General features: G+C 63.3%; 22 protein-coding genes and 1 tRNA gene. 16 read left to right on the forward strand and 7 right to left on the reverse strand.

From position 1 onward, the window contains the following. Positions 1-51 precede the first annotated feature (51 nt). From urtB to A8B82_RS05295, 6 genes are all read left to right on the forward strand, one after another. Positions 52-1,983 (forward strand): urea ABC transporter permease subunit UrtB, encoded by a 1,932-nt coding sequence (urtB, locus tag A8B82_RS05270; RefSeq protein ID WP_067289121.1) that lies wholly within the window; start codon positions 52-54, stop codon positions 1,981-1,983. A 66-nt stretch (positions 1,984-2,049) separates the two neighbouring features. Further along, entirely contained in the window at positions 2,050-2,457 is a 408-nt protein-coding gene (locus A8B82_RS05275; RefSeq protein WP_067289123.1) for a DUF6636 domain-containing protein, read from the forward strand. Positions 2,458-2,482: 25 nt separating this feature from the next. Further along, positions 2,483-3,649 (forward strand): urea ABC transporter permease subunit UrtC, encoded by a 1,167-nt coding sequence (gene urtC, locus A8B82_RS05280; protein WP_067289124.1) that lies wholly within the window; start codon positions 2,483-2,485, stop codon positions 3,647-3,649. After that, a complete protein-coding gene (gene urtD / locus A8B82_RS05285) occupies positions 3,646-4,395 on the forward strand; it encodes an urea ABC transporter ATP-binding protein UrtD (protein WP_067289126.1) in 750 nt (249 codons plus the stop codon). Before urtC ends, urtD begins: the two co-directional genes overlap by 4 nt. Continuing rightward, the gene (gene urtE, locus A8B82_RS05290) at positions 4,388-5,083 is read left to right on the forward strand and encodes an urea ABC transporter ATP-binding subunit UrtE (RefSeq protein ID WP_067289129.1); all 696 of its coding nucleotides are present in this window, start codon (positions 4,388-4,390) and stop codon (positions 5,081-5,083) included. The genes urtD and urtE overlap by 8 nt, the downstream gene beginning before the upstream one ends. Before the next feature lie 152 nt (positions 5,084-5,235). Next, positions 5,236-6,216 (forward strand): response regulator, encoded by a 981-nt coding sequence (locus A8B82_RS05295; protein WP_067289131.1) that lies wholly within the window; start codon positions 5,236-5,238, stop codon positions 6,214-6,216. Between the two features lie 148 nt (positions 6,217-6,364). Here A8B82_RS05295 and A8B82_RS05300 read toward each other — a convergent pair whose 3' ends face one another. Both A8B82_RS05300 and A8B82_RS05305 read right to left on the reverse strand, forming a co-directional pair. Next, positions 6,365-6,715, reverse strand: a complete 351-nt coding sequence (locus tag A8B82_RS05300) for a hypothetical protein (protein ID WP_067289133.1) — start codon at positions 6,713-6,715, stop codon at positions 6,365-6,367. Further along, the gene (locus A8B82_RS05305) at positions 6,715-6,954 is read right to left on the reverse strand and encodes an Lrp/AsnC family transcriptional regulator (RefSeq protein WP_067289136.1); all 240 of its coding nucleotides are present in this window, start codon (positions 6,952-6,954) and stop codon (positions 6,715-6,717) included. The genes A8B82_RS05300 and A8B82_RS05305 overlap by 1 nt, the downstream gene beginning before the upstream one ends. Before the next feature lie 127 nt (positions 6,955-7,081). On the opposite strand from A8B82_RS05305, the gene hisB reads away from it, so the two are divergent. Then, positions 7,082-7,669: an imidazoleglycerol-phosphate dehydratase HisB gene (gene hisB / locus A8B82_RS05310; RefSeq protein ID WP_067289139.1), complete on the forward strand. Its 588-nt coding sequence runs from the start codon at positions 7,082-7,084 to the stop codon at positions 7,667-7,669. A gap of 274 nt (positions 7,670-7,943) precedes the next feature. Continuing rightward, positions 7,944-8,582 (forward strand): imidazole glycerol phosphate synthase subunit HisH, encoded by a 639-nt coding sequence (hisH, locus tag A8B82_RS05315; protein ID WP_067289140.1) that lies wholly within the window; start codon positions 7,944-7,946, stop codon positions 8,580-8,582. Positions 8,583-8,794: 212 nt separating this feature from the next. Here hisH and A8B82_RS05320 read toward each other — a convergent pair whose 3' ends face one another. Beyond that, complete coding sequence (locus A8B82_RS05320; RefSeq protein WP_067289143.1) at positions 8,795-9,184, reverse strand: DUF2147 domain-containing protein; 390 nt, start codon at positions 9,182-9,184, stop codon at positions 8,795-8,797. 130 nt (positions 9,185-9,314) lie between these two features. Between A8B82_RS05320 and hisA the strand changes: the two genes are divergently transcribed. The 3 genes from hisA to A8B82_RS05335 are packed head-to-tail and all read left to right on the forward strand — an operon-like array spanning position 9,315 to position 11,168. Continuing rightward, positions 9,315-10,034, forward strand: coding sequence for a 1-(5-phosphoribosyl)-5-[(5-phosphoribosylamino)methylideneamino]imidazole-4-carboxamide isomerase (gene hisA, locus A8B82_RS05325; protein ID WP_067289145.1), 720 nt, complete (start codon positions 9,315-9,317; stop codon positions 10,032-10,034). A 55-nt stretch (positions 10,035-10,089) separates the two neighbouring features. Then, a complete protein-coding gene (gene hisF / locus A8B82_RS05330; protein ID WP_067289148.1) occupies positions 10,090-10,851 on the forward strand; it encodes an imidazole glycerol phosphate synthase subunit HisF in 762 nt (253 codons plus the stop codon). After that, positions 10,848-11,168: a phosphoribosyl-ATP diphosphatase gene (locus tag A8B82_RS05335; RefSeq protein ID WP_067289151.1), complete on the forward strand. Its 321-nt coding sequence runs from the start codon at positions 10,848-10,850 to the stop codon at positions 11,166-11,168. Before hisF ends, A8B82_RS05335 begins: the two co-directional genes overlap by 4 nt. Positions 11,169-11,267: 99 nt before the next feature. Here A8B82_RS05335 and A8B82_RS05340 read toward each other — a convergent pair whose 3' ends face one another. The 3 genes from A8B82_RS05340 to rlmB all read right to left on the reverse strand — a co-directional run bounded on the left by A8B82_RS05340 (position 11,268) and on the right by rlmB (position 13,085). After that, the gene (locus A8B82_RS05340) at positions 11,268-11,735 is read right to left on the reverse strand and encodes a CoA-binding protein (protein ID WP_067289154.1); all 468 of its coding nucleotides are present in this window, start codon (positions 11,733-11,735) and stop codon (positions 11,268-11,270) included. Between the two features lie 246 nt (positions 11,736-11,981). Further along, on the reverse strand, positions 11,982-12,293 hold the full coding sequence (locus tag A8B82_RS05345) for a hypothetical protein (protein WP_067289156.1): 312 nt from the start codon (positions 12,291-12,293) through the stop codon (positions 11,982-11,984). A 12-nt stretch (positions 12,294-12,305) separates the two neighbouring features. Next, positions 12,306-13,085, reverse strand: coding sequence for a 23S rRNA (guanosine(2251)-2'-O)-methyltransferase RlmB (gene rlmB, locus A8B82_RS05350; protein WP_067289159.1), 780 nt, complete (start codon positions 13,083-13,085; stop codon positions 12,306-12,308). A 114-nt stretch (positions 13,086-13,199) separates the two neighbouring features. Between rlmB and A8B82_RS24100 the strand changes: the two genes are divergently transcribed. Together A8B82_RS24100 and A8B82_RS05355 are read left to right on the forward strand one after the other, a co-directional pair. After that, positions 13,200-13,283, forward strand: a tRNA-Tyr gene (locus tag A8B82_RS24100). A gap of 266 nt (positions 13,284-13,549) precedes the next feature. Continuing rightward, on the forward strand, positions 13,550-15,595 hold the full coding sequence (locus A8B82_RS05355; RefSeq protein WP_067289162.1) for an NADH:flavin oxidoreductase: 2,046 nt from the start codon (positions 13,550-13,552) through the stop codon (positions 15,593-15,595). Positions 15,596-15,619: 24 nt separating this feature from the next. On the opposite strand, the gene A8B82_RS24475 is transcribed toward A8B82_RS05355, so the two are convergent. Then, entirely contained in the window at positions 15,620-16,297 is a 678-nt protein-coding gene (locus A8B82_RS24475; RefSeq protein WP_235604619.1) for a hypothetical protein, read from the reverse strand. A gap of 107 nt (positions 16,298-16,404) precedes the next feature. Here A8B82_RS24475 and A8B82_RS05365 point away from each other — a divergent pair, with 107 nt between their 5' ends. The 3 genes from A8B82_RS05365 (at position 16,405) to A8B82_RS05375 (ending at position 21,941) form a co-directional block, all read left to right on the forward strand. Continuing rightward, entirely contained in the window at positions 16,405-17,409 is a 1,005-nt protein-coding gene (locus A8B82_RS05365; protein ID WP_067289165.1) for a hypothetical protein, read from the forward strand. 213 nt (positions 17,410-17,622) lie between these two features. Continuing rightward, positions 17,623-18,915 (forward strand): O-acetylhomoserine aminocarboxypropyltransferase/cysteine synthase family protein, encoded by a 1,293-nt coding sequence (locus A8B82_RS05370; protein WP_067289170.1) that lies wholly within the window; start codon positions 17,623-17,625, stop codon positions 18,913-18,915. Positions 18,916-19,070: 155 nt separating this feature from the next. Continuing rightward, positions 19,071-21,941 (forward strand): hypothetical protein, encoded by a 2,871-nt coding sequence (locus tag A8B82_RS05375; RefSeq protein ID WP_067289172.1) that lies wholly within the window; start codon positions 19,071-19,073, stop codon positions 21,939-21,941. The last annotated feature ends 14 nt before the right edge of the window (positions 21,942-21,955 follow it).

Genomic DNA, 21,955 nt, shown 5'->3' on the forward strand with positions numbered 1-21,955 from the left:
CGGGGTTCCCCCTCGCGCCGACTTTCCTGATTGAATGATTGGCTTCCCCTGATGCTTCGCCCGTTTTTCCTGGCCCTGGCGCTTTGCCTGACCTTTCCCGTTGTCGTCAGCGCGCAAAGCCTGCAACCGATCCTGCAAAGCCATGCCGAAGAGGTTCTCAAGCCCGGTCGGCGCAGCGTCGATGTGGTTTTGGTTGATCTGGTGGCCAGCGGCCTGCCGCAGGCGGTCCCCTTTCTTGAGGCCTGGCGCGACCGCGAGATCGTGCAGCGCGCGGGCGACGGGCTGTTCTTTCGGCGCAAGGGTGGTGATCTGATCGACCTGGACACCGCCATAGTTGCAGGCCCCGCCGCAGGTGCCACGTTGACAGAGGCCCGCCCCAACGGCGGCGTGCGCCGCGCGATCAGCGAGGCGCTGGTGCAATTCCAGCTGTCCGATCCCGATATCGACAAGCGCCGCGCGGCGGTCGAGGCGATTGCCCGCAGCATGGAGGCCAGCCAGCTTGAACCGCTGACCGCCTCCATCGCGGCGGAGAGCGACCCCCGGCTGAAACGGGTAAAATCCCGCCTGGCCGGGATGTTGGGCGCGCTCTTTGCCGAAACGACCGAGGGGCGCGTGGCAGCCATCGAGGCGCTGTCGGGGGATCTGTCCGTCGATGTGCGTGCGGTGCTGAACACCATTCTGGCCACACAGGACGGCGTGGCAAAGGAACAGCCCAACGACGCCAATATCGCGCGCATCCTGAAAACCAGCACCGATCTGACCGCGCCGCAAGCCTATGCGCGGCTCGCGGAGGCCGGTCTGGCCCCCGCCCTTGTGACCCGCAGTGATATCCGCGCCGCCCTGATCGCAAACATCGTCGACGGTACGGTCGGCGGCACTGCCGTTGCACAGCTTGACAATGATGCGGATCGCGCCGCCGCTTATGACGCGCTGGCCGCCGAAGGCGCGGTGCCGCCGCGTGTAAGCGCCCAAGAAGAGGCGGAGGCGATTGCGAACCACGTCTTTTTCCAAAGCTATACCGAACCTGACCCCGCCGTCACCGACGCCGCCCGTGCCGTATTGAACGGGATCGAGACGCGGGTGTCGTTCAGTCAGGCCGCAGACCTGGGCCTTGATGCGCTTTCGCTCGCCTCGATCTACTTTCTTGCCGCCATCGGCCTGGCCATCACCTTTGGCGTGATGGGCGTGATCAACATGGCGCATGGCGAATTCATCATGATGGGGGCCTATACCGGCTTTGTCGTGCAGCAGTTCGTGCCCGACTACACCGTGTCGATCATCATCGCCCTGCCACTGGCGTTTGCCCTGACCTTTGGCGCGGGCGTGGCGATGGAACGCCTGGTGATCCGCCATCTTTATCATCGCCCGCTGGAGACGCTGCTGGCGACTTTCGGCATCTCCATTGCCCTGCAACAACTGGCCAAGAACATCTTTGGCACCCAGGCGCGGCCCCTGACCTCGCCCGGCTGGCTGGACGGGGCGCTGGTGATCAATGACGTGATCGCCATCAGCTATATCCGCATCGCGATCTTTGTGCTGGCGCTGATGTTTCTGGCGCTGATCCTGCTGGTGCTGAACCGTACCCGCCTGGGGCTTGAGGTCCGCGCGGTGACCCAGAACCCCGGCATGGCGGCCTCCATGGGGATCAACCCGGACCGGATCAACATGCTGACCTTTGGTCTGGGGTCCGGCATCGCTGGAATCGCAGGCGTGGCCATCGGGCTTTACGCAAAAGTCACCTCCGAGATGGGTGCCGATTACATCGTGCAAAGCTTCATGACCGTGGTGGTCGGCGGCGTCGGGAACGTCTGGGGCACGCTTGCCGGGGCGTCGATGATCGGCTTCCTGCAAAAGGGCATCGAATGGCTGAACCCTTCGAACACGCTGGCGGCGCAGACCTACATGATCCTTTTCATCATCCTTTTCATCCAGTTCCGTCCCAAGGGCATTGTCGCCCTCAAGGGCCGGGCGGCAGCAGATTGAGGCTTCACATGATGCATGATCGCGGTATCCTGCGGGTTCAATCCCATTCAACGACGGAAATTTCAGATGAAGCTTATTCCCGCATTCCTCGGAGTCATTTTGCTGGCCACATCGGCGCAGGCCGACGGCTACGGGTTCAGAACACCGTCAGGCAATATCTATTGCAACGGCTCGCTGGACGGCGGCGACATCAGCTGCACCATTGCAGAGCGGTCGTCGGGGCCGGTTCTGCCGCGCCCCGGCTGGTGCAACGGCTATTGGGGGCATACCTTCACGCTGAACCGCTATGGGCCGGTGCAGATGGAATGCAGCCAGGCCGCACCACGCAAATCAAGCTACACGGATGTGGCACCCTACGGCGAAACCGGGCATTTCGCAGAGATTACCTGCCAGTCGGAACGCAGCGGGCTGACCTGCCGCAATGCAGAGGGGCACGGCTTCATGCTGTCGCGCCGGGTGCAACAGCTCTTCTGACGCCCCGCCTTGGGGGGGTCGCGCCATGAGACGCAGTTTCATCGCGCAGAACCCGTCCATCCTGTGGTTTCTTTGCGCGCTTGCGCTGTTCACGCTGGGTGTCACCATCCTGTCCGAAGGCTTCGGCATCGGCGTGATCTCAACTTCTTTTGTAAAGACATTGGGCAAGACGCTGTGCCTGTGCCTGATCGCCATCGCGATGGATGTGGTCTGGGGCTATTGCGGCATCCTCAGCCTGGGGCATTTCGCCTTTTTCGGGATCGGCGGCTATGCCATCGGCATGTGGCTGATGTACGCGCGCACCGAAGGGATCGTGATGGGCAGCCTCGCGGGCCAGCCCCTGCCCCCCACCCCGGCAGAGATTTCGGACACCATCGGCAACCAGATCTTTGGCGTTGTCGGCAGTTCCGAGTTTCCGCTGATCTGGGCCTTTGCGGACAATCTGTTCCTGCAACTGCTGATGGTCATCGTTGTTCCCGGTCTGCTGGCGCTGGTGTTCGGCTGGCTGGCCTTCCGCAGCCGGGTGACCGGCGTCTACCTGTCAATCCTGACCCAGGCGATGACGCTGGCGCTGTCGCTGTACCTGTTCCAGAACGACAGCGGGCTGCGCGGCAACAACGGGCTGTCCGGGTTGCAGAATATTCCCGGATTCGAGGACACCTCGCAGGCCGCCATATCGCTGGTGTTCTTCCTGGTCTCCGCCTTTGCGCTTGGGGCAGCCTATCTGTTCTTTGCCTGGGTGGTATCGGGCAAGATGGGCAGCGTGGTGAAGGGCATCCGCGATAACGAGGCGCGGGTGCGGTTCCTGGGCTATCACGTCGAAAGCTACAAGCTGTTCATCTTTACAATCACAGCCATCGTGTCAGGCATCGCCGGGGCGCTTTATTACCCGCAGGCGGGCATCATCAACCCCGGAGAGATCGCGCCCATCGCCTCGATCTATCTGGCGGTCTGGGTCGCCATCGGCGGGCGCGGGCGGCTTTACGGTGCCGTCATCGGGGCGGCCATTGTATCGCTCTTGTCGTCCTGGTTCACCGGCGGCGGTGCGCCGGACATCAACCTTTGGGTCTATACCATCCAATGGACCAACTGGTGGCTGGTGCTGCTGGGCCTCAGCTTTGTGACCGTGACACTGTTCTTTCCCAAGGGCATTGGCGGGCTGTTCGATTATCTGGTGAGGAAACAATCATGAGCATGCTGCTTGAGGTCAACGGCGTCACCGTCACCTTTGACGGGTTCCGGGCGATCAACAACCTGTCGATCAACTTTGCCCCAGCCGAGTTGCGCGCCATCATCGGGCCGAACGGGGCGGGCAAGACGACCTTCATGGACATCGTCACCGGCAAGACCAGGCCGGACAAGGGCGAGGTGATCTGGGGCGAGCGCAACATTTCCCTGCTTGGCATGTCAGAAAGCGAGATCGCCAAGGAAGGCATCGGGCGCAAATTTCAGAAGCCCACCGTGTTCGAGGATCAGACGGTGCGGCAGAACCTTGCAATGGCGCTGAAGAACCCGCGCGGGCCCTTTGCGGTGCTGATGCACAAGAAAACCGCTGCCAATGGCGCGAGAATCGAAAAGATCGCCGAGGATATCGGCCTGAGCGACAGCCTGACCCGCGTCGCGGGCGAGCTGAGCCATGGCCAGAAACAATGGCTGGAGATCGGCATGCTGCTGGCGCAGGAACCGCGCCTGATGCTGGTGGATGAACCCGCCGCCGGGATGACGGCGGAAGAACGCGAAAAGACAACTGACATTTTGCGCGAGGCGGCAAAGACCCGCGCGGTGGTCGTGGTGGAACATGACATGGAATTCGTGCGCCGCCTGGACTGCAAGGTAACGGTATTACACGAAGGGGCCGTGCTGGCCGAGGGACGGCTTGATCACGTCACTGCCGATCCGACGGTCATCGACGTCTATCTGGGGCGCGGTCATGCTTGATATCGCGAATCTCGACCTGAAATACGGACAAAGCCAGATCCTGTTCGGTGTCTCGGTGACCGCATATGTGGGGCATATCACTGCCGTCATGGGCAACAATGGCGTGGGCAAGACCAGTCTGCTCAAGGCCATTGCCGGGCGGCATCCCGCGCGCGCTGACCGGGCCGAGGTCGGCGGTGCCACCCTGCCCCTGTCATCGGCCGTGCGCGCGGCGCGGGCCGGCATCGCCTATGTGCCGCAGGGCCGCGAAGTCTTTCCCATGATGAGCGTGCAGGAGAACCTGCAAACCGGCTTTGCCTGTCTGCCGAAATCCGATCATGTGATTCCCGATCATGTGTTTGAGCTGTTCCCGGTGCTGCGCGACATGAAATCGCGGCGCGGCGGCGATCTGTCGGGCGGGCAGCAACAACAACTTGCCATCGCCCGCGCCCTGATCACCCGCCCCAAGGTGCTGCTGCTGGACGAGCCGACGGAGGGCATTCAGCCCAATATCATACAACAGATCGGCGACGCGCTGGAGCTTTTGCGGGAACAGGGTCAGATGGCCATTGTGCTGGTCGAACAGAACGCCGATTTCGCCTATCGGCTTGGCGACTCCTTTGTCGTGATGGAGGGTGGCCGGGTCAAGCGAAGCCGCGACAAATTGGACTACCCCAAGGCAGAAATCATGAGCGATTTATCGCTGTAAACGCCAGACTCCCCCTATATTGGCGCGTTTGCACAATCTTTAATTGCATTGTCGTCATAATTTCGCCCGCTTTTCCCGTTTAGGTATAGCAAGCGCAGTCATTGAATACTGCGGGTGCTGAGGCCCCACGTGGCAAGATAAAAAGGTGATATATGCGACTTCTCGCTGTTGATGATGATCCGGTTGTTCTTGACCTTCTGACCGTCGTATTTGGTCAGGATGATATGCCCGATATCACCTGCGCCCAGTCCGCCGACCAGGCCCTGACCATGCTGGAGGAAAGTGACACCCGCTTCGATTGCCTGATCCTCGACATCGAGATGCCGGGCATGAACGGGATCAAACTGTGCCGCAAGATCCGGACCATGCCGGACTACCGTGAAACGCCGATCCTCATGCTGACCTCGGTCAGGGACCGCATCAAGATCGAAAGTGCCTTTGCCGCCGGGGCCAATGACTATGTCACCAAGCCCTTTGACGTCAAAGAAATCACAACCCGGATCCGGGTGGCGAAACGCATGTCGGAAACCACCGAAAGCGCGCCCCGTCTCGACCCCCTCTTGCCCGCCGTCGACGCGGAGAAGGGCAACCATGCCTTCGGCATCGGCTGTCCCGTCCGGCTCAACCATCACGAGCAGCTGATCCTGCCCTTCTCGCTGGGCAACTACCTGTCGCAACTCTCGCGGCAGGCGCTGGACCAATGCTGTGTCTTTGCGGTGCGGATCGAAGAGATCGAAGCATTGTACAACAATTGCACCAGCCAGGAATATGCCATTGCCCTGGGCGAGATCGTCGACGCCATCGTCGAAGTGGTCGATCATCCCAACCTGTTGCTGGCATACGAAGGCAAAGGGATGATACTGGCCATCAGTCAGGGGGTTGAGCCGCCGGAATGGCCCGAGATCGAGGACCGGACCCACGCTCTGCTGGATTCCGGCTCGGCGGTCTATACCGACGGCACACCAATGGACCTCAGGGTGTCGATCGGCAACCCGATCCCGCCCTATACCAACCGCAACCAGCGGGTGAAAAAGACATTCGACCGCGCCATCGACCGCGCCATGATGCGCAGCCGCAGCAATGCGGCCCTAAGGTCGAAGATGAGCGGAAAATCACCGGCGGGTGTGTTTTAGAGCACCGTCCAGTTTACCTGAATCAATGGCGGTGCTCTATCCCTTTGATATTGCGCGATGTCCGAGTCGGAAATCGTTGCCGATTTCCTCGCCATCGCTCTAGCAACGGTATCTCCCAGCAAGGCTGAAAGGCCTTGACCCACCGGCCTCAGTTGATTGGAAACTGGCTCAGGCAACGGGCGGCATTGCGACGGTAGTCTTCCAGCGTATCGGTCACCGATCGCCGGTCGCGCACCACCGCCATTGCCGCCTTTTTCTGGGCCCAGGTCCCGCTGACATGGCGTTCCAGGATCAGGATCGTCACACCCAGCATCACCTCTTTTTCCTCAACGCTGATCAATTCAGCCCCCGCAAGCGCCACAGCGGTCAGCGCCAGCGTATTGGAACAGCGCAGCGCCGCGGCCTCCTTGCCCTCATAGACCTTTTCGGCCGCCATGCCCGGCCCGGCGGCGACAGAGAAAACAAGTACCAGCGTTCCGAGAAAGGTCTGACGGACCATCAAAAGACCTTGAAGGTCATGGTGGTCATCGACCTCTCGATCCCCTCGATGGTCAGCAGGTGGTCATTGATGAACACGCCAACGTCCTCCCCCTTGGGGATATAAAGCTTCATCAGCAGGTCGTATTCGCCTGACGTCGAATAGAGTTCGGAATGGATCTCGCGCAGGGCAATTTCCTCTGCCACACGGTAGGTTGTACCGGGGCGGCATCTGATCTGGATAAAAACACAGGTGGTCATCGGACCCTCGAAAATTGCGTTGCGCTCAGGCTGACACAAGGCCCGGTCGCCTGCAATCCCTCTTCCGGCCTTGGCGTCTGGGCCAGCGCTGCTATAAGGCTGCTGACGCCAGCCAGAGGGGCCCGATATGCGCCAGACCAGCCTGACCCGCACCACAGCCGAAACCGATGTAAGCGTCGAGATCAATCTTGACGGCACCGGCAGCTATGACAACCAGACCGGCGTGGGTTTCTTTGATCACATGCTGGACCAGCTGGCGCGCCATTCGCTGATCGACATGAAAGTGCGCGCCACCGGCGATCTGCACATCGACGATCACCACACGGTCGAGGATGTGGGCATCACGCTGGGCCAGGCGCTGGCCGGGGCGCTGGGGGACAAACGCGGCATACGGCGTTACGGGTCCTGCCTGCTGCCGATGGATGATGCGCTCGTGCGCTCTGCGCTTGACCTGTCGGCCCGGCCTTTCCTGGTGTGGAATGTCGATCTGCCAACCGACAAGATCGGCACATTCGACACGGAGCTGGTGCGTGAATTCTTTCAGGCTTTCAGCACGCAGGGCGGCATCACCCTGCATGTTGACATGCTGCATGGGCTGAACAGCCACCACATCGTCGAGGCGGCATTCAAATCCGTCGCCCGTGCGCTGCGCGAGGCGGTCGAAGTCGATCCGCGCAAATCGGGCGATATCCCGTCGACGAAGGGTGCGCTTTGATCCGGATGCAGGGGATGACAGATCCGGACAGCCACCAAGCGCCGAAAAGTGCGCCGCGATATGCCAGCCGTCTGACCACCGCCGCGCAAGACCCATCCTTTCTGAACAGGGAATTCTCGCCTTTACCCTCCCTTGACCCCGGACACCCCAATGAAGACATGTCATTTATGACATGTCTTCATTCGCGACCCGCAGGCCCACCCTGCCCCAGGCCATCCGCTGCGGCCCTCGGGACATCACTTCAAGCCCACCGTGCACAAAGGGACCAAAGCCCATGCTGACCGCCATCATCGACTATGAAAGCGGCAACCTGCATTCCGCCCACAAGGCCTTCGAACGCATGGCCCGCGAAGCGGACGCGGGCGAGGTCACCGTCACCTCCGACGCCGATGTGGTGGCGCGCGCCGACCGGATCGTGCTGCCGGGCGACGGGGCCTTTCCCGCCTGCATGGCGGCGCTCAAGGGCGCAGGTGGCGTCTTTGATGCCATGGTCGAGGCGGTAGAGGCCAAAGGCCGCCCATTTCTCGGCATCTGCGTCGGCATGCAGTTGATGGCCACCATGGGCCGTGAATACCACGATACGCCGGGCCTGGACTGGATCGGCGGCGAGGTCACGCGCATCACGCCCAGTGACCGCAGCCTGAAGGTCCCCCACATGGGCTGGAACGATCTGGTGATCGACCATCCGCACCCGGTCTTTGACGGTATCGAGACTGGCGACCACGCCTATTTCGTGCATTCCTACCACATGGCAGTGACCAACCCGGCCCAGCGGCTGGCCCATGTCGATTATGCCGGCGACGTTACCGCCATCATCGGGCGCGACACCATGCTGGGCATGCAGTTCCACCCGGAAAAATCGCAGACCACCGGATTGCGGCTGATCTCGAACTTCCTGAAATGGGCACCTTAAAGCGCCCCGCCTTGAACTTGAAACGCCAATACCCTGCCGCGCTGCGCGCTCTCGGGACATTGGCGATGTGATCTGCTTTTGGCTAAAGGCGGGACGCTGCAGGGTTCAGGCAAGACGATCCGTTCCGCGTCCAGACGAGCGTCCTGCATGTCGCGGCATGACCGGCGCGGGCTCCAGAACACTGCACCCCGGCGCAATGGCCGGAATGCGGATCAGTTGATCCGCTTCCAGGTCTGTTTCGAACAGATCAGCCCACCCGCAACGCATCCCGACAGCTTCAACGCATTGCCAGAGACATTCATCTTGCCGATGTAGATCTTTCCGTTCGACGGTCGCCAGACCTTGCCCGCGTAATTCCCGCCGCCTTCCGGCTTCATGTCGATCACCAGCGTCTTGCCAAGGTTGGGCGACTTGTATTCACCGCTATCGTTGAAGGTCCGCGCAATGGTGCCGCAAATCGCGCCGCCACAGGGGGCCATCTTCACATGGGCATAGGCGCCATCATCCACCTGCGTCTGCCAGGTGCCAACCGCCGGGTCCGCCGCCTGTGCCGTCCCCGCCAGACCAAAGGCCAGCAGCGCCGCCGTCATCAGTTTTTTCATGAAATATCCTCCCCTTTTGCGGCATAGTCTGGATCAGCGCCCGGTTTCTGGCAAGCCTGACCTCGGGTCGCGTTGCAAATCCCGCCCACGCGTGCAAAACCGCGCTGACAACGCAGCACAGGACCCGCCCATGATCCTCTATCCCGCCATCGACCTCAAGGACGGACAGGCCGTGCGCCTGGTTCACGGTGACATGGACCGTTCCACCGTCTTCAACGACGATCCCGCCGCCCAGGCCCGCAGTTTTGTCGACGCCGGCTGCACCTGGCTGCATCTGGTGGACCTCAACGGTGCCTTTGCAGGCACCCCGGTCAATGCCGCCCCGGTCGAGGCGATCCTGAAAGCCTGCAAGGTCCCCGCCCAGCTGGGCGGCGGCATCCGTGACATGGCCACCATCGAACGCTGGCTCGACAAGGGGCTTGCGCGCGTCATCCTCGGCACGGTCGCCGTGGAAAACCCCGATCTGGTGCGCGACGCCGCCCGCGCCTTTCCTGGCAAGGTCGCCGTCGGCATCGACGCGCGCGAAGGCCGCGTCGCGACCAAAGGCTGGGCCACTGAAACCGATGTGCTGGTCACCGACCTTGCCAAGTCTTTCGAGGACGCGGGCGTCGCCGCAATAATCTACACCGACATCATGCGCGACGGGGCCATGGGCGGCCCCAATATCGACGCCACCGCTGCCCTGGCCCGCGCGGTCAGCATTCCCGTCATCGCCTCCGGCGGTGTGTCCTCACTTGATGATCTGATCGCCCTGCGCGACACTGGCGTGATCGAAGGTGCCATCTCGGGCCGCGCCCTCTATGACGGTGCAATTGATCTTGCCACTGCGCTGACAACCCTGTCCCGATGATTTCATTGTTCCCAAAATACACACTCCGCCCCCGCCCCACACCCGGACCCAAGACATGCTGAAAACCCGCATCATCCCCTGCCTCGACGTCGCCGATGGCCGCGTGGTCAAGGGCGTGAACTTCGTCGGACTGCGCGATGCGGGCGATCCCGTCGATGCGGCCATCGCCTATGACGCCGCGGGCGCGGACGAGCTGTGCTTTCTCGACATCCACGCCACCCATGAGAACCGCGGCACGATGTTCGACCTGGTGCGCCGGACCGCCGAACATTGCTACATCCCCCTCACGGTTGGCGGCGGCGTGCGGACCCCGGCGGATGTGCGGGCACTCCTGCTGGCCGGGGCCGACAAGGTCAGCTTCAACTCCGCCGCCGTTGCCAACCCCGATGTGGTGGCCGAGGCTGCGGACCATTTCGGCAGCCAGTGCATCGTGGTTGCCATCGACGCCAAGACCGTGAGCCCCGGCAAATGGGAAATCTTCACCCATGGCGGCCGCAAATCCACCGGCATCGACGCCGTCGACTTTGCCCGCACGGTCACCGAAAAAGGCGCCGGTGAAATCCTGCTCACCTCGATGGACCGCGACGGCACCAAATCCGGCTTCAACCTGCCTCTGACCCGCGCCATCTCTGACGCGGTAAATGTGCCGGTGATCGCCTCCGGCGGCGTCGGCACCCTCGATCACCTTGTCGAAGGCGTCACCAAGGGCGGCGCATCCGCCGTGCTGGCCGCCTCGATCTTCCATTTCGGCGAATTCACCATTCACGAGGCCAAACAGCACATGGCCGCTGCCGGCATCCCGATGAGGCTGACATGACCCAGGTGACACCAACGCTCGACGACCTCTATCGCACAATCCTCGCCCGCAAGGGTGCCGCCCCCGACAGCAGCTGGACCGCCCAATTGCTGGCAAAAGGCCCCGAAAAATGCGCCGAGAAATTCGGCGAGGAAGCCATCGAGGCGATCATCGAAGCGGTCAAGGGCGACCGCGAACGCCTCACCTCGGAGGCCGCCGATGTGCTCTACCATCTGCTGGTCATGCTCGCCGCGCGCGATGTCCCCCTGTCTGACGTGATGGATGAACTTGCCCGCCGCCAGTCGCAATCCGGCCTCGCTGAAAAAGCTTCCCGCTGATCCTCTTCTTTATGCCTGAAATACTCGGGGGGAGTTTGAGGGGGCAAAGCCCCCTCATCAGCAAAATCAGATCGTGCCGCGCGCAGCGCGACCATGGGATCACAGCTTGCTGGAAATCATCCCCGTGGCAAAGCCGCCCATCCGCAATTCGCCATGCAGCCGCTGGTATTCGATCTTGGGACAGCGGTTCTGGATCACCGTCACACCCCGCGCCTCTGCCATTGCCGCGGCTTCGGCGTGCTCGACACCGACCTGCATCCAGATGGTCTGCAGATCGGGAAAACACGCCAGCGCCTCCTCGACGATCTCGGGCACCGCTTCGGACCGGCGAAAGATATCGACCATGTCGACCCCGCCCTCGATCTGCGAGAGCGATCCCAACACGTCGCGGCCAAAAACCTGTGCACCTTCATGCACCGGGTTGACCGGGATCACCGAATAGCCGCGCAGCCCCAGGTAGCGCGCCACATAATAGCTCGGCCGCACCTGGTTCAGCGACACCCCCACCACCGCGATCCGCTTGGTCCGGGTCAAAATCTCTTTCAGCAAGGCGTCGGAATAATTCATCGGCAAACCCTATCCTGCAATCATTTCATAAAAAAGCGCCCACCTGAAAAAATCAGGGGGCGCGTGAGGTACGGAACGAGGGACAGTAAAATGACGCGCGGGCGTTCCGGGCCCGCCGTCTTACCTCAAAGATAGGCATCCTCAGAGGCAGAAAAAGGGGGCGCGCAATTTTGTGAAGATCGGGTGAACACCGGGCAATATTCCGCCGAGCCCGGCCTGCCACATGATCCCGCCCGATCCCCCCGATCAATCGAAAATATCCTCGACCACGTCAAAGGCCTCTTCGGCCATGCGGCGAAACAGCGATTTGCGCGGCTTCACCTTCCGGGGTTTCCGGCTGGCTTTTTCAGCGGCTTTCCTTGCGACGGGAAACTGGCGCAATCCCGGTAGATGGCTGACCGCTGGTTTCGGGCGCACATCGGCCACCGGCAGCGCCTTGAGGTCATGCAAGGGGGCAGCACAGCGCGCACAGGACAGTTCATGCCGACCCCGGTCCAGCGTCAGCGCCGCGCGTGTCCCGCAATAGCAGCAGGTTGCGATCTTTGTCGGATAGCCCAAATCTCTGCTCCGTCAGCCGTTTTCTCTGACAGCATATAGGGCAATCGCCGCAGCATTTGAGACGTTGAGCGATCCGAATTGACCGGCTGCGTCAATCCGTACCAGGGCATCGACGGTCTCGCGTGTTTTCTCGCGCAAACCCGGCCCCTCGGCCCCCAGCACCAGCGCCACGGGACGGTCGCGCCGCCCCTCCACAGCGGCCTCGATGGTCACCTCCGCTTCCCCGTCCAGCCCCAGCACCAGATAACCCATGCCTTGCAAGGCCCGGATCGCATCAGCCAGGTTGCGCACCCGCAGATAGGGTTGACGCTCCAGCGCGCCTGACGCCGTTTTGGCAAGCGCGCCGGTTTCGGGCGCGGAATGGTGGCGCGTTCCGATCACGGCAGACGCCCCCAACACCTCGGCAGAGCGCAGGATCGCGCCTACGTTATGCGGGTCCGTGACCCGGTCCAGCAGCAGCACGCGCGGCGCGGTGGTTTGCCCGATGCAGACATCCTCCAGCCGGCCCCAGTTCAGCGGCTTGACCTCAAGCACCGCGCCCTGATGCACCGACGAAGGGTCAAGCGGCGGGCGGAACTTGCGCGGGTCCACAACCTCCGGCGTGATACCGGCTTCGGCAACCGCATCTTCCAGCTTGGCCAGCGCATTTGGCGTGACCATCAGTGTCAGCTTTTCCCGTTCCGGATTGACCAGGGCGTCGCGCACCGCATGCAGGCCGAACAGCCAGACCGTCGCCTGCGCCTCGGCTTTCTTGTCCTGCTCTTTCTGGACCACCCATTTCGGCTTTTTCATCGCATCATCCCCGTTTGGCCCGACCGGCCCCACCGGCGTCAATTTCGCCTTGACGCCTCTCAGGGTCGCTTGTAATCACGCCCCCACGCCGGGCGCAATGCATCAGGCGTAAGTGGGCGACAGGCCGCAAGGTGTGGCAGGGGACTGTAACTCCCTCGCGGAGACGCACGCCTGGTTCGATTCCAGGGTCGCCCACCACTTTCCTCCCATCCGTTAAGGTCAGCTTCCCCATTATCCTGGGCGCGCGCCCGACCCGAACGATCCCCCGGATCGTTCCTGCCCCCCCCATATGGCAGGGGCCACCTGCGGTTCCCTCGCGGAGACGCACTGCCCGGGTTCGATTCCAGGGTCGCCCACCACTTTTCCAGCGACCTGGCCGCCTTCCCCGGACCGATTGACGATTGACAGACCGCCGCCCGCTCGGAGACGGTCGCGGAAACGCTCCGCAACCCAAGGTCCCCCCAATGTCCACCGATCCCCTGCTACAACCCTTCCAGATCAAGCACCTGACCCTGAAGAACCGGATCATGACAACCGCCCATGAACCGGCCTATGCGCAGGACGGCATGCCCCGGGACCGCTACATCGCCTATCATGAGGAACGGGCAAAGGCGGGCGTGGCCATGGCAATGACTGCCGGCTCGGCTTCTGTCGCGCGGGACAGCCCGCCGGTGTTCAACAACATCCTCGCCTATCGGGACGAGGTCGTGCCTTATACCCGTGACCTGACCGATGCCCTGCACGCCCATGGCTGTGCGGTCATGATCCAACTGACCCATCTGGGCCGCCGAACTGTCTGGAACACGGGCGACTGGCTGCCCTCCGTCTCCTCCACCCGGCACCGGGAAGCCGCGCACCGCGCCTTTCCCAAGCTGGTCGAGGATTGGGATATTGAACGCATCATCAACGACTTCGCCGATGCTGCCGAACGGATGCAGGCGGGCGGCATGGACGGGATCGAACTGGAAGTCTACGGCCACCTTCTCGATCAGTTCTGGTCACCGCTGACCAACCAGCTGACCGGCCCCTACGGCGCCGATACCCTGGAAAACCGCATGCGCTTTCCCATGGATGTGCTGAGCGCCCTGCGCAAACGGGTGGGCAGGGATTTCATCGTCGGCTTCCGCTACACCGCCGACGAGGCGCAAAAGGGTGGCATCGACGAAGCGGAAGGGATCGAGATCACCAAAAGGCTCTGTGCTGACGGGCAGCTTGATTTCCTCAACGTGATCCGGGGGCGGGTCCACAGTGACCCGGCGATGGTCAACGTGATCCCGGTGCAGGGCATGCAGTCTGCCCCGCATCTGGATTTTGCAGGCCGCATCAAACAGATCGCGGACCTGCCGGTGTTTCACGCCGCCAAGATCCCAGACGTCGCGACAGCCCGCCACGCGGTGCGGGCCGGGCTGCTCGACATGGTCGGCATGACCCGCGCGCATATGGCCGACCCCCATATCGTGCAGAAGATCGTGGAAGGGCGCGAAGACGACATCCGCCCCTGCGTCGGGGCCACCTATTGTCTCGACCGCATCTATCAGGCCGGCGAGGCATTGTGCATCCACAATGCCGCCACCGGGCGCGAACTGACCATGCCGCACCGCATCCCCCCCGCGACCAAGCGCCGCAAAATCGTGATCGTGGGCGCAGGCCCCGCCGGGCTGGAGGCCGCGCGCGTCGCCGCCGAACGGGGCCATGATGTGACCGTCTTCGAAGCCGCCCCGCTCCCCGGTGGCCAGATCCGCCTGACCGCGCAAAGCCCGCGCCGCCGCGACATGATCGGCATCATCGACTGGCGCATGGCGCAATGCATGGCGCGCGACGTCACATTCCACTTCGATACATGGGCCGAGGCGGCAGATGTCCTGGCGCTGAACCCCGATGTTGTGATCGTCGCCACCGGCGGCCTGCCCAATACGGAGCTGTACGAAACCAAGGGCGACCTGCCGGAGGTCGTCACAGCCTGGGATCTGATCGCAGGCGACGTGAAACCGGCGGGCCATGTGCTGATCTACGACGAGAGCGGCGACCACCCGGCCCTGCAGGCCGCCGAAATCGCCGCCGAAGCCGGTTCGAAGGTCGAGGTGATGACACCGGACCGCACCTTCGCCCCCGAGGTGATGGGGATGACGCTGACGCCCTACCTCAAGAACCTGTCGGACAAGGATGTGACCTTTACCGTCACCCGCCGCCTGCTGGATGTCATCCGCGACGGCAACCGCCTGACCGCGACCATCGGGACGGACTACAGCGATCACAGCTATCAGGCGAGCTATGATCAGGTGGTGGTCAATTACGGGACCCGCCCGCTGGACGATCTCTATTTCGACCTGCGCGCGGCCTCGCGCAATGGCGGCGAAGTCGACCACAGCGCATTGATTGCAGGCCAGCCCCAGACGATCACCCGCAACCCCGAGGGCAGCTATCAACTGTTCCGGATCGGCGATGCCGTCTCATCGCGCAACACCCATGCGGCGATCTATGACGCGCTCAGACTGATGAAGGATATCTGACCGCGCCACCGCAGGTGCATTGGGTCATGGGATCAGAACAGCACCACGGTCGAAACTGGCCACATCCATGCTCAGATCGTCATAGACGATCTGGATCGTGATGCTCTCGACCGCCCCCTCCCGCAAGGACAGATAGGGTAACCCGTCCTCTTCGAGGATCGCATTGGGTGTCGCATATTCCAGATGGCAGGGCGGCAAGGGCCAGTTCTGCATCGCCTCGCCGTTCACGGAAATCGCGACCGCAGCCAGACCGCAGCGCCAGCTCCACAGATGGGTGATATACAGCAGGTCCTTGCCATCGTACTGGCGCACGGCCACCCAATTGCCCTTTGTCGCATTCAGGATCGGCTTGATTTCGGTCGCGGTGGTGAACTTGCCACTGGGGGTCTGCGGCTCTGCCACAAGGCCCGCAGGCACCACAGCCATGTTGAAGGGGTTCTGCGCGGGCGGCGGGGCTGCCGGTGCAGGGGCCGCAACAGCCGGTGCAGGCGTCGCGGCGGGTGCAGGCGTGGCAGGCACCCCCTCCAGCAAGGCCCCCTGCCCGATCACAACCGATCCCTGGCCGACCGAAACACTGGCGGGCGGCTCAGCCGGTGCCGCCGGTGCCACAGCCTCGGCCACCGCCGTTTCCATGGGCCTGGGCGTGTCTTCGCCCACCCCATGCACACCTGCCGCCAAAATGGCAAAAAAGAAATCCAACATCATTTCAATCCCTCACTCCCGGCCCAAATGCCGCCTTTTGCGAAATTGCATAAACCCCTATAGTCACCCTAAGAAAAAACCGGGCAGGTCACAGGGGCAATCGAAGTATGGCACGCAAACCCGTGCAATCGCAAACCTACAACATCGCCATCGTGGGACAGGCCGGACGGCTGTCCTACGAGGCCCTGATCTTTGCCGCCTCCCTGCGCGAGATGAGCCCGGATTTCAAAGGTCGCCTGCTGGTGATGGAACCGCAACCCGGCCCGCTGTGGAAATCCGACCCCCGGATTCAGGCCGCCGACATCCGCGCCGCCCTGGCCGACCTGGGGGCAGAAATCATCCCCTTCGACAGCACATACTTCGGCAGCAGCTATCCCTATGGCAACAAGATCGAGATGCTCAGCGCCCTGCCAAAGGGCGAACCATTCGTCTTTTTCGACACCGACACGCTGATCACGGGCGACCTTACCACGGTCCCTTTCGACTTCGACCGCCCCAGCGCCTCGCTGCGCCGCGAAGGCACATGGCCGATCCCCCAGCTTTACGGGCCAGGCTACGCGGGCCTGTGGCAAAGCCTTTATGACAAGTTCGGCCTGGATTTCGACAGCAGCCTCGACCTGACCCAGCCCGACGAATACTGGCAGCGCTACCTCTACTTCAACGCCGGGTTCTTCTATTACCGCTGCCCCCATGTCTTTGGCGAGAAATTCCTGCAATACGCCCTGGCGATCCGCGACACCCCCCCGGTCGCACTCTGCGCCCAAAGCTTCGATCCCTGGCTTGACCAGATCGCCCTGCCGCTGGTCATCCACGCATTGGGCGGCGGCAAGGACACCCTGCCGCCGGGCCTGCTGGACGGCAGCGTCACCTGCCACTACCGCCTGCTGCCCCTGCTTTACGCCCGCGAAAGCGACCATGCGATCGAGGTGCTGGAACGGGTCACCGCCCCCAACAAGCTCAAGAAGGTGCTCAAGGGCTCCGAAGCGGTCAAACGCACGGTCTACCAAAGCCGGGGCCACAAGGTGCGCGCGCTTTTCGATCAGAACGACCTGCCGCGCAAGGAACAGGCGATCCGCAACCGGATCAAGAAAAACGGCTTCTGGATTCGCTGATCCGCTTCATTGTTCCCCCAAATACACAGCGCCCCGCCAGCATCCGCACAGCGCTGCCCCCAGGGGCTCAGGCAAGCCACAGGCACCAATAATCGCATGCGGCGCAGCCGCGCCTTTTGATCACGCCCGCGACCAGCCAACACCAACGCCGCTCCCTTGTGCGGCACGGGCCAATCGCTTACCCATATCGCAAACATTCTTGGGAGAGAGACCATGACCGACGGACCGACCTACGGCTTTGATACGCTGCAAATCCACGCGGGCGCCCGCCCCGACCCCGCCACCGGGGCGCGCCAGACGCCGATCTACCAGACCACCGCCTATGTGTTCCGCGACACCGACCATGCAGCGGCGCTGTTCAACCTGCAGGAAGTCGGCTTCATCTACTCGCGCCTGACCAACCCCACCGTCGCCGTGCTGCAGGAACGCATCGCCACCCTCGAAGGTGGCGTCGGCGCGGTCTGCTGCTCTTCAGGCCATGCGGCCCAGATCATGGCGATCTTTCCGCTGATGGGTCCGGGCAAGAACATCATCGCCTCCACCCGGCTTTACGGCGGCACCGTCACCCAGTTCAGCCAGACCATCAAACGCTTTGGCTGGTCCTGCAAATTCGTCGATTTCGACGACCTCGATGCGGTCCGGGCGGCGGTGGATGACGACACCCGCGCCATCTTTGGCGAGGTGATTGCGAACCCCGGCGGCCATATCATGGACGTGCGCGCCATTGCGGACATCGCGGACGAGGCCGGCGTGCCGCTGATCATCGACAACACCTCCGCCACGCCCTATCTCTGCCGCCCGATCGAACACGGCGCGACGCTGGTGGTACATTCCACCACAAAATACCTCACCGGCAATGGCACCGTGACCGGCGGCTGCGTGGTGGATTCAGGCAAATTCGACTGGTCCGCGAATGACAAGTTCCCCTCCCTCAGCCAACCCGAACCCGCCTACCACGGCCTGAAATTCCACGAGACCTTCGGCGCGCTGGCCTATACGTTCCACGGCATTGCCATCGGGCTGCGCGATCTGGGCATGACGATGAACCCGCAGGCGGCGCATTACACCCTGATGGGGATCGAAACCCTGTCCCTGCGCATGGACCGCCATGTGGCCAACGCCAAAAAGATCGCGGAATGGCTGGAAAACGACAACCGGATCGAGGCGGTGACCTATGCCGGTCTGAAATCCTCGCCCTATTACGAGCGCGGGGCCAAGCTTTGCCCCAAGGGGGCCGGTGCGCTGTTCACCATCGCGGTCAAGGGCGGCTATGAAGCCTGTGTGAAACTGGTCGAAGCGCTTGAGATTTTCAGCCATGTCGCCAACCTCGGCGATACCCGGTCGCTGGTGATCCACTCGGCCTCCACCACGCACCGCCAGCTCAGCACCGAACAGCAGGTTGCCGCCGGTGCAGGCCCCAATGTCGTGCGGATTTCCGTCGGCACCGAGGACCCTGACGACCTGATTGCGGACCTCGATCAGGCGCTCAGCAAGGCGGCAAGCTGAGCTGGGCGGCAAGGGCCGAAACCAGGCCCTTGCCCCCTGCCCGGCGGTCCTGGCTGCCGGGTGCGCACCTTTTCTTGCGCGGGACCCTGCGCTAACCTAGGCTTCACGGGGAAGGTGCCTGTAAAGCGTAGAACCACTGTGTTAAAGTTGTGACGATGAAGCCAGATTTTGCTCTTTCACTGTCTTTTGAAGGCATTCGGCTGCTGCATCGCGCGGCCGGGGGCTGGCGTATTGTCGGCGAGGTGGCGCTGACCACCGATGACCTGAACGCCGAACTTGCCGTCTTGCGGAAATCCGCCACCGCGCTGGCACCGGGCGGGTTGCGCACCAAGCTGCTGCTGCCGGACGCGCAGATCAAATACCTGACCATCGACACGCCCGACCTGGCCGAAGACGCGCGCCGGGATGCGGCGCGCGCGGCGCTGGACGGGGCCACCCCCTATGCGGTCGCGGAACTGGCCTTTGACATCAGCCTCGACGGGCCGCGCACCCATGTGGCCGCCGTCGCCCGCGAAACCCTGGCAGAGGCAGAGGCCTTTGCCGTCGAACACCGCTTTCATCCGGTCAGCTTTGCCGCCGTCCCCGGCAATCATCCCTACCTGGGGGAGCCGTTCTTTGGCCAGACAGAGGCGGCTGCGGAGCTTCTGGATGACGGCGAGAGCGTAGAGGCAGACGGCATCGCCGTTGTCGTGATCGGCAATGTCACCGTGCCGGACGGCCCTGTCGCGGCAGAACCATCGCCTGCGGCACCGGCCCCCAAGGCCCCACGGCCCGACACCGCGGAGCCGCCCGCGGCTGCCGCCGACACGGTGTCCAAGGACAAGCCAGAGGCTGCCGCCAAGGCGCAGGCGCCAAAGGCACCGCCAGCCGAAAAGACATCCGATCATTCTGACACCGCTGCCGCCCGCAGTGTCCCGCCAGATGAAAGGCCCAGCCCGACAGAGGCCGGACAATCCGCCGCACCCAGGGCCGATGTGACAGCCGCGCAGGCACCGGCACAAACCCAAGGCGCACCAACGCCCCCGCCGCCGCAACCCGAAGCCGCACAACCAGCCGCCCCGGAAGGTGAGGACGTCACCGTCAAGATGCCCCCGGCCCCCGTGGGGGCACCCGCTGCGGTGACCCCTCCGATCGGGGCCGCGCCGGTGATCATCACGCCGGACGCTGCGACAACAACCTCAGATGACGCTCAGGACACATCCGCGGACAAGGCGGATGCCGCTGCTCCTGACAAATCCGACAATCCCGACAGCGCCGGTGCAGCACAGGATCTGCCTGTCATGCCGACCCTGCGGGCCGCGCGGGTGGAAAAGGGGGCAACCGCAGCATCCCTGCCGCCGCTGCGCGCCGAGCCGAGCGGGTTTGCCAGCCGACGCAGCGGACCGGCGAAACCCAGGCTTGAAGGCGCGCGGCGCGAGCCGCTGGTCGGCGCGCCCGCCGCTTTGCCCTCAGGGGAAGATGCGGTCATCCGCCCGGACAGTTCATCCTTCGATACGCCCGCCCCGACGCCGGATGTTGCCGCGCCCCCCGCCGCCGAACCTGCGCCCGCAGGCGGCGGTTTCCTGAGCCGCAGGCGCAAAGGCACCTCCGCGCCCGACAAGCGCATTCTGGCCACCCCGGCCCCGCAGCCCGGCGGCGCGGCGGTGTCCGAAGCAGAGCGGATGACCATTTTCGGCGCGCGCAGGGCCGAGGTCGGTGGCAAACCCCGTTTCCTTGGCCTTGTCCTGACGGCGGTACTGTTGGTTTTTCTGGCCGGTGTCGCGGCCTGGGCTTCGGTGTTTCTTGACGAAGGGATGAGCCTGTCGCGGCTGTTTGGTCCGCGCCCCACGCCTGAAGTGGCCGCCGTCCCTGACACCCCGGTGCCAGAGCAGCCGACACCCGAAACAAACGATCCGGTTCGGACTGCCGCACTGGACAGTGGCCTGACAGAGGAAGACGGTGCCGTGCTGGACGCCCTGCGCGAACCGATGCCCACGGTTGAGCTGGACCTCAGCGAGGCTGAGCTGGAAGCGAAATATGCAGCGACCGGGATCTGGCCCCGCGCCCCCGTTGTGCCGCTTGATCCTGCGGGCGAAGTCGTGATCGAAGACCTTTACCTGACCAGTATTGATCCGGTCAGTACAGCTGCGGATGCAATCGCCCTGCCGGCGCTTGACAGCCTGCTGACCGATGCCGCCCTGGGCGAGATCGCGAGCCCCGCTGCCGCCGGAACCCGGTTTGCAATCGGCGCGAATGGCCTTGTCATTCCCACAACGTCAGGAACGGTAAGCCCCGAAGGTGTCACCATTTATCTGGGCAAACCGGATATCCTGCCCCCCGACAGCATCATGGCCCGCTATCAGCCCCAGACCGGCGAAACCGCAGAGGACATTCCGGTGCTGAATGTGCTGGCCGCGTTCCGGCCCAGGACCCGGCCCGGCGGGCTGGTCGAAAATGCCGAACGTGCGCAGTTTGATGGGCTGACGATTGATGAGCTGGCCCAGTACCGACCCGCCTTGCGTCCGCAGTCGGTACAGGAACAGGCGGCAGAAGCCGCCGCGCCAACAGTGAACCCCGCCGATACCGCCGAAGCCGTGGCATTGGCGCTGGAGACACCTGCCCAGCCGGTCGCTTTCGAGAACCCGACGCAATTTGCCGTTGCCGCCTCGGCCCGGCCAGACACACGGCCCCGCAACTTTGACCGTATTGTCAGACGCGCCGAACGCACGGCCCCGGCAGAAGAGACCCGCGTGGCCAGTGCAGCCTCCGTGGCACCGCGCACGGTCGCCCCCAGCATCCCGTCAAAGACTTCGGTTGCGAAACAGGCCACGGTCAAGAACGCCATCAACCTGCGCAAGGTCAACCTGATCGGCGTGTACGGCAAGCCGTCGAACCGCCGCGCGCTGGTTCGTCTCAGCAACGGGCGGTACAAGAAGGTTGTCGTGGGGGACAGGATCGACGGCGGACGTGTCTCTGCCATCGGGGATGCCGAACTGCGCTATACCAAGGGTGGCCGCTCCGTCGTGCTGACAATGCCAAGAGGCTGAAAGGGGCGGCACCC

The sequence above is a fragment of the Sulfitobacter sp. EhC04 genome, assembly GCF_001650875.1.
GTDB lineage: Bacteria > Pseudomonadota > Alphaproteobacteria > Rhodobacterales > Rhodobacteraceae > Sulfitobacter.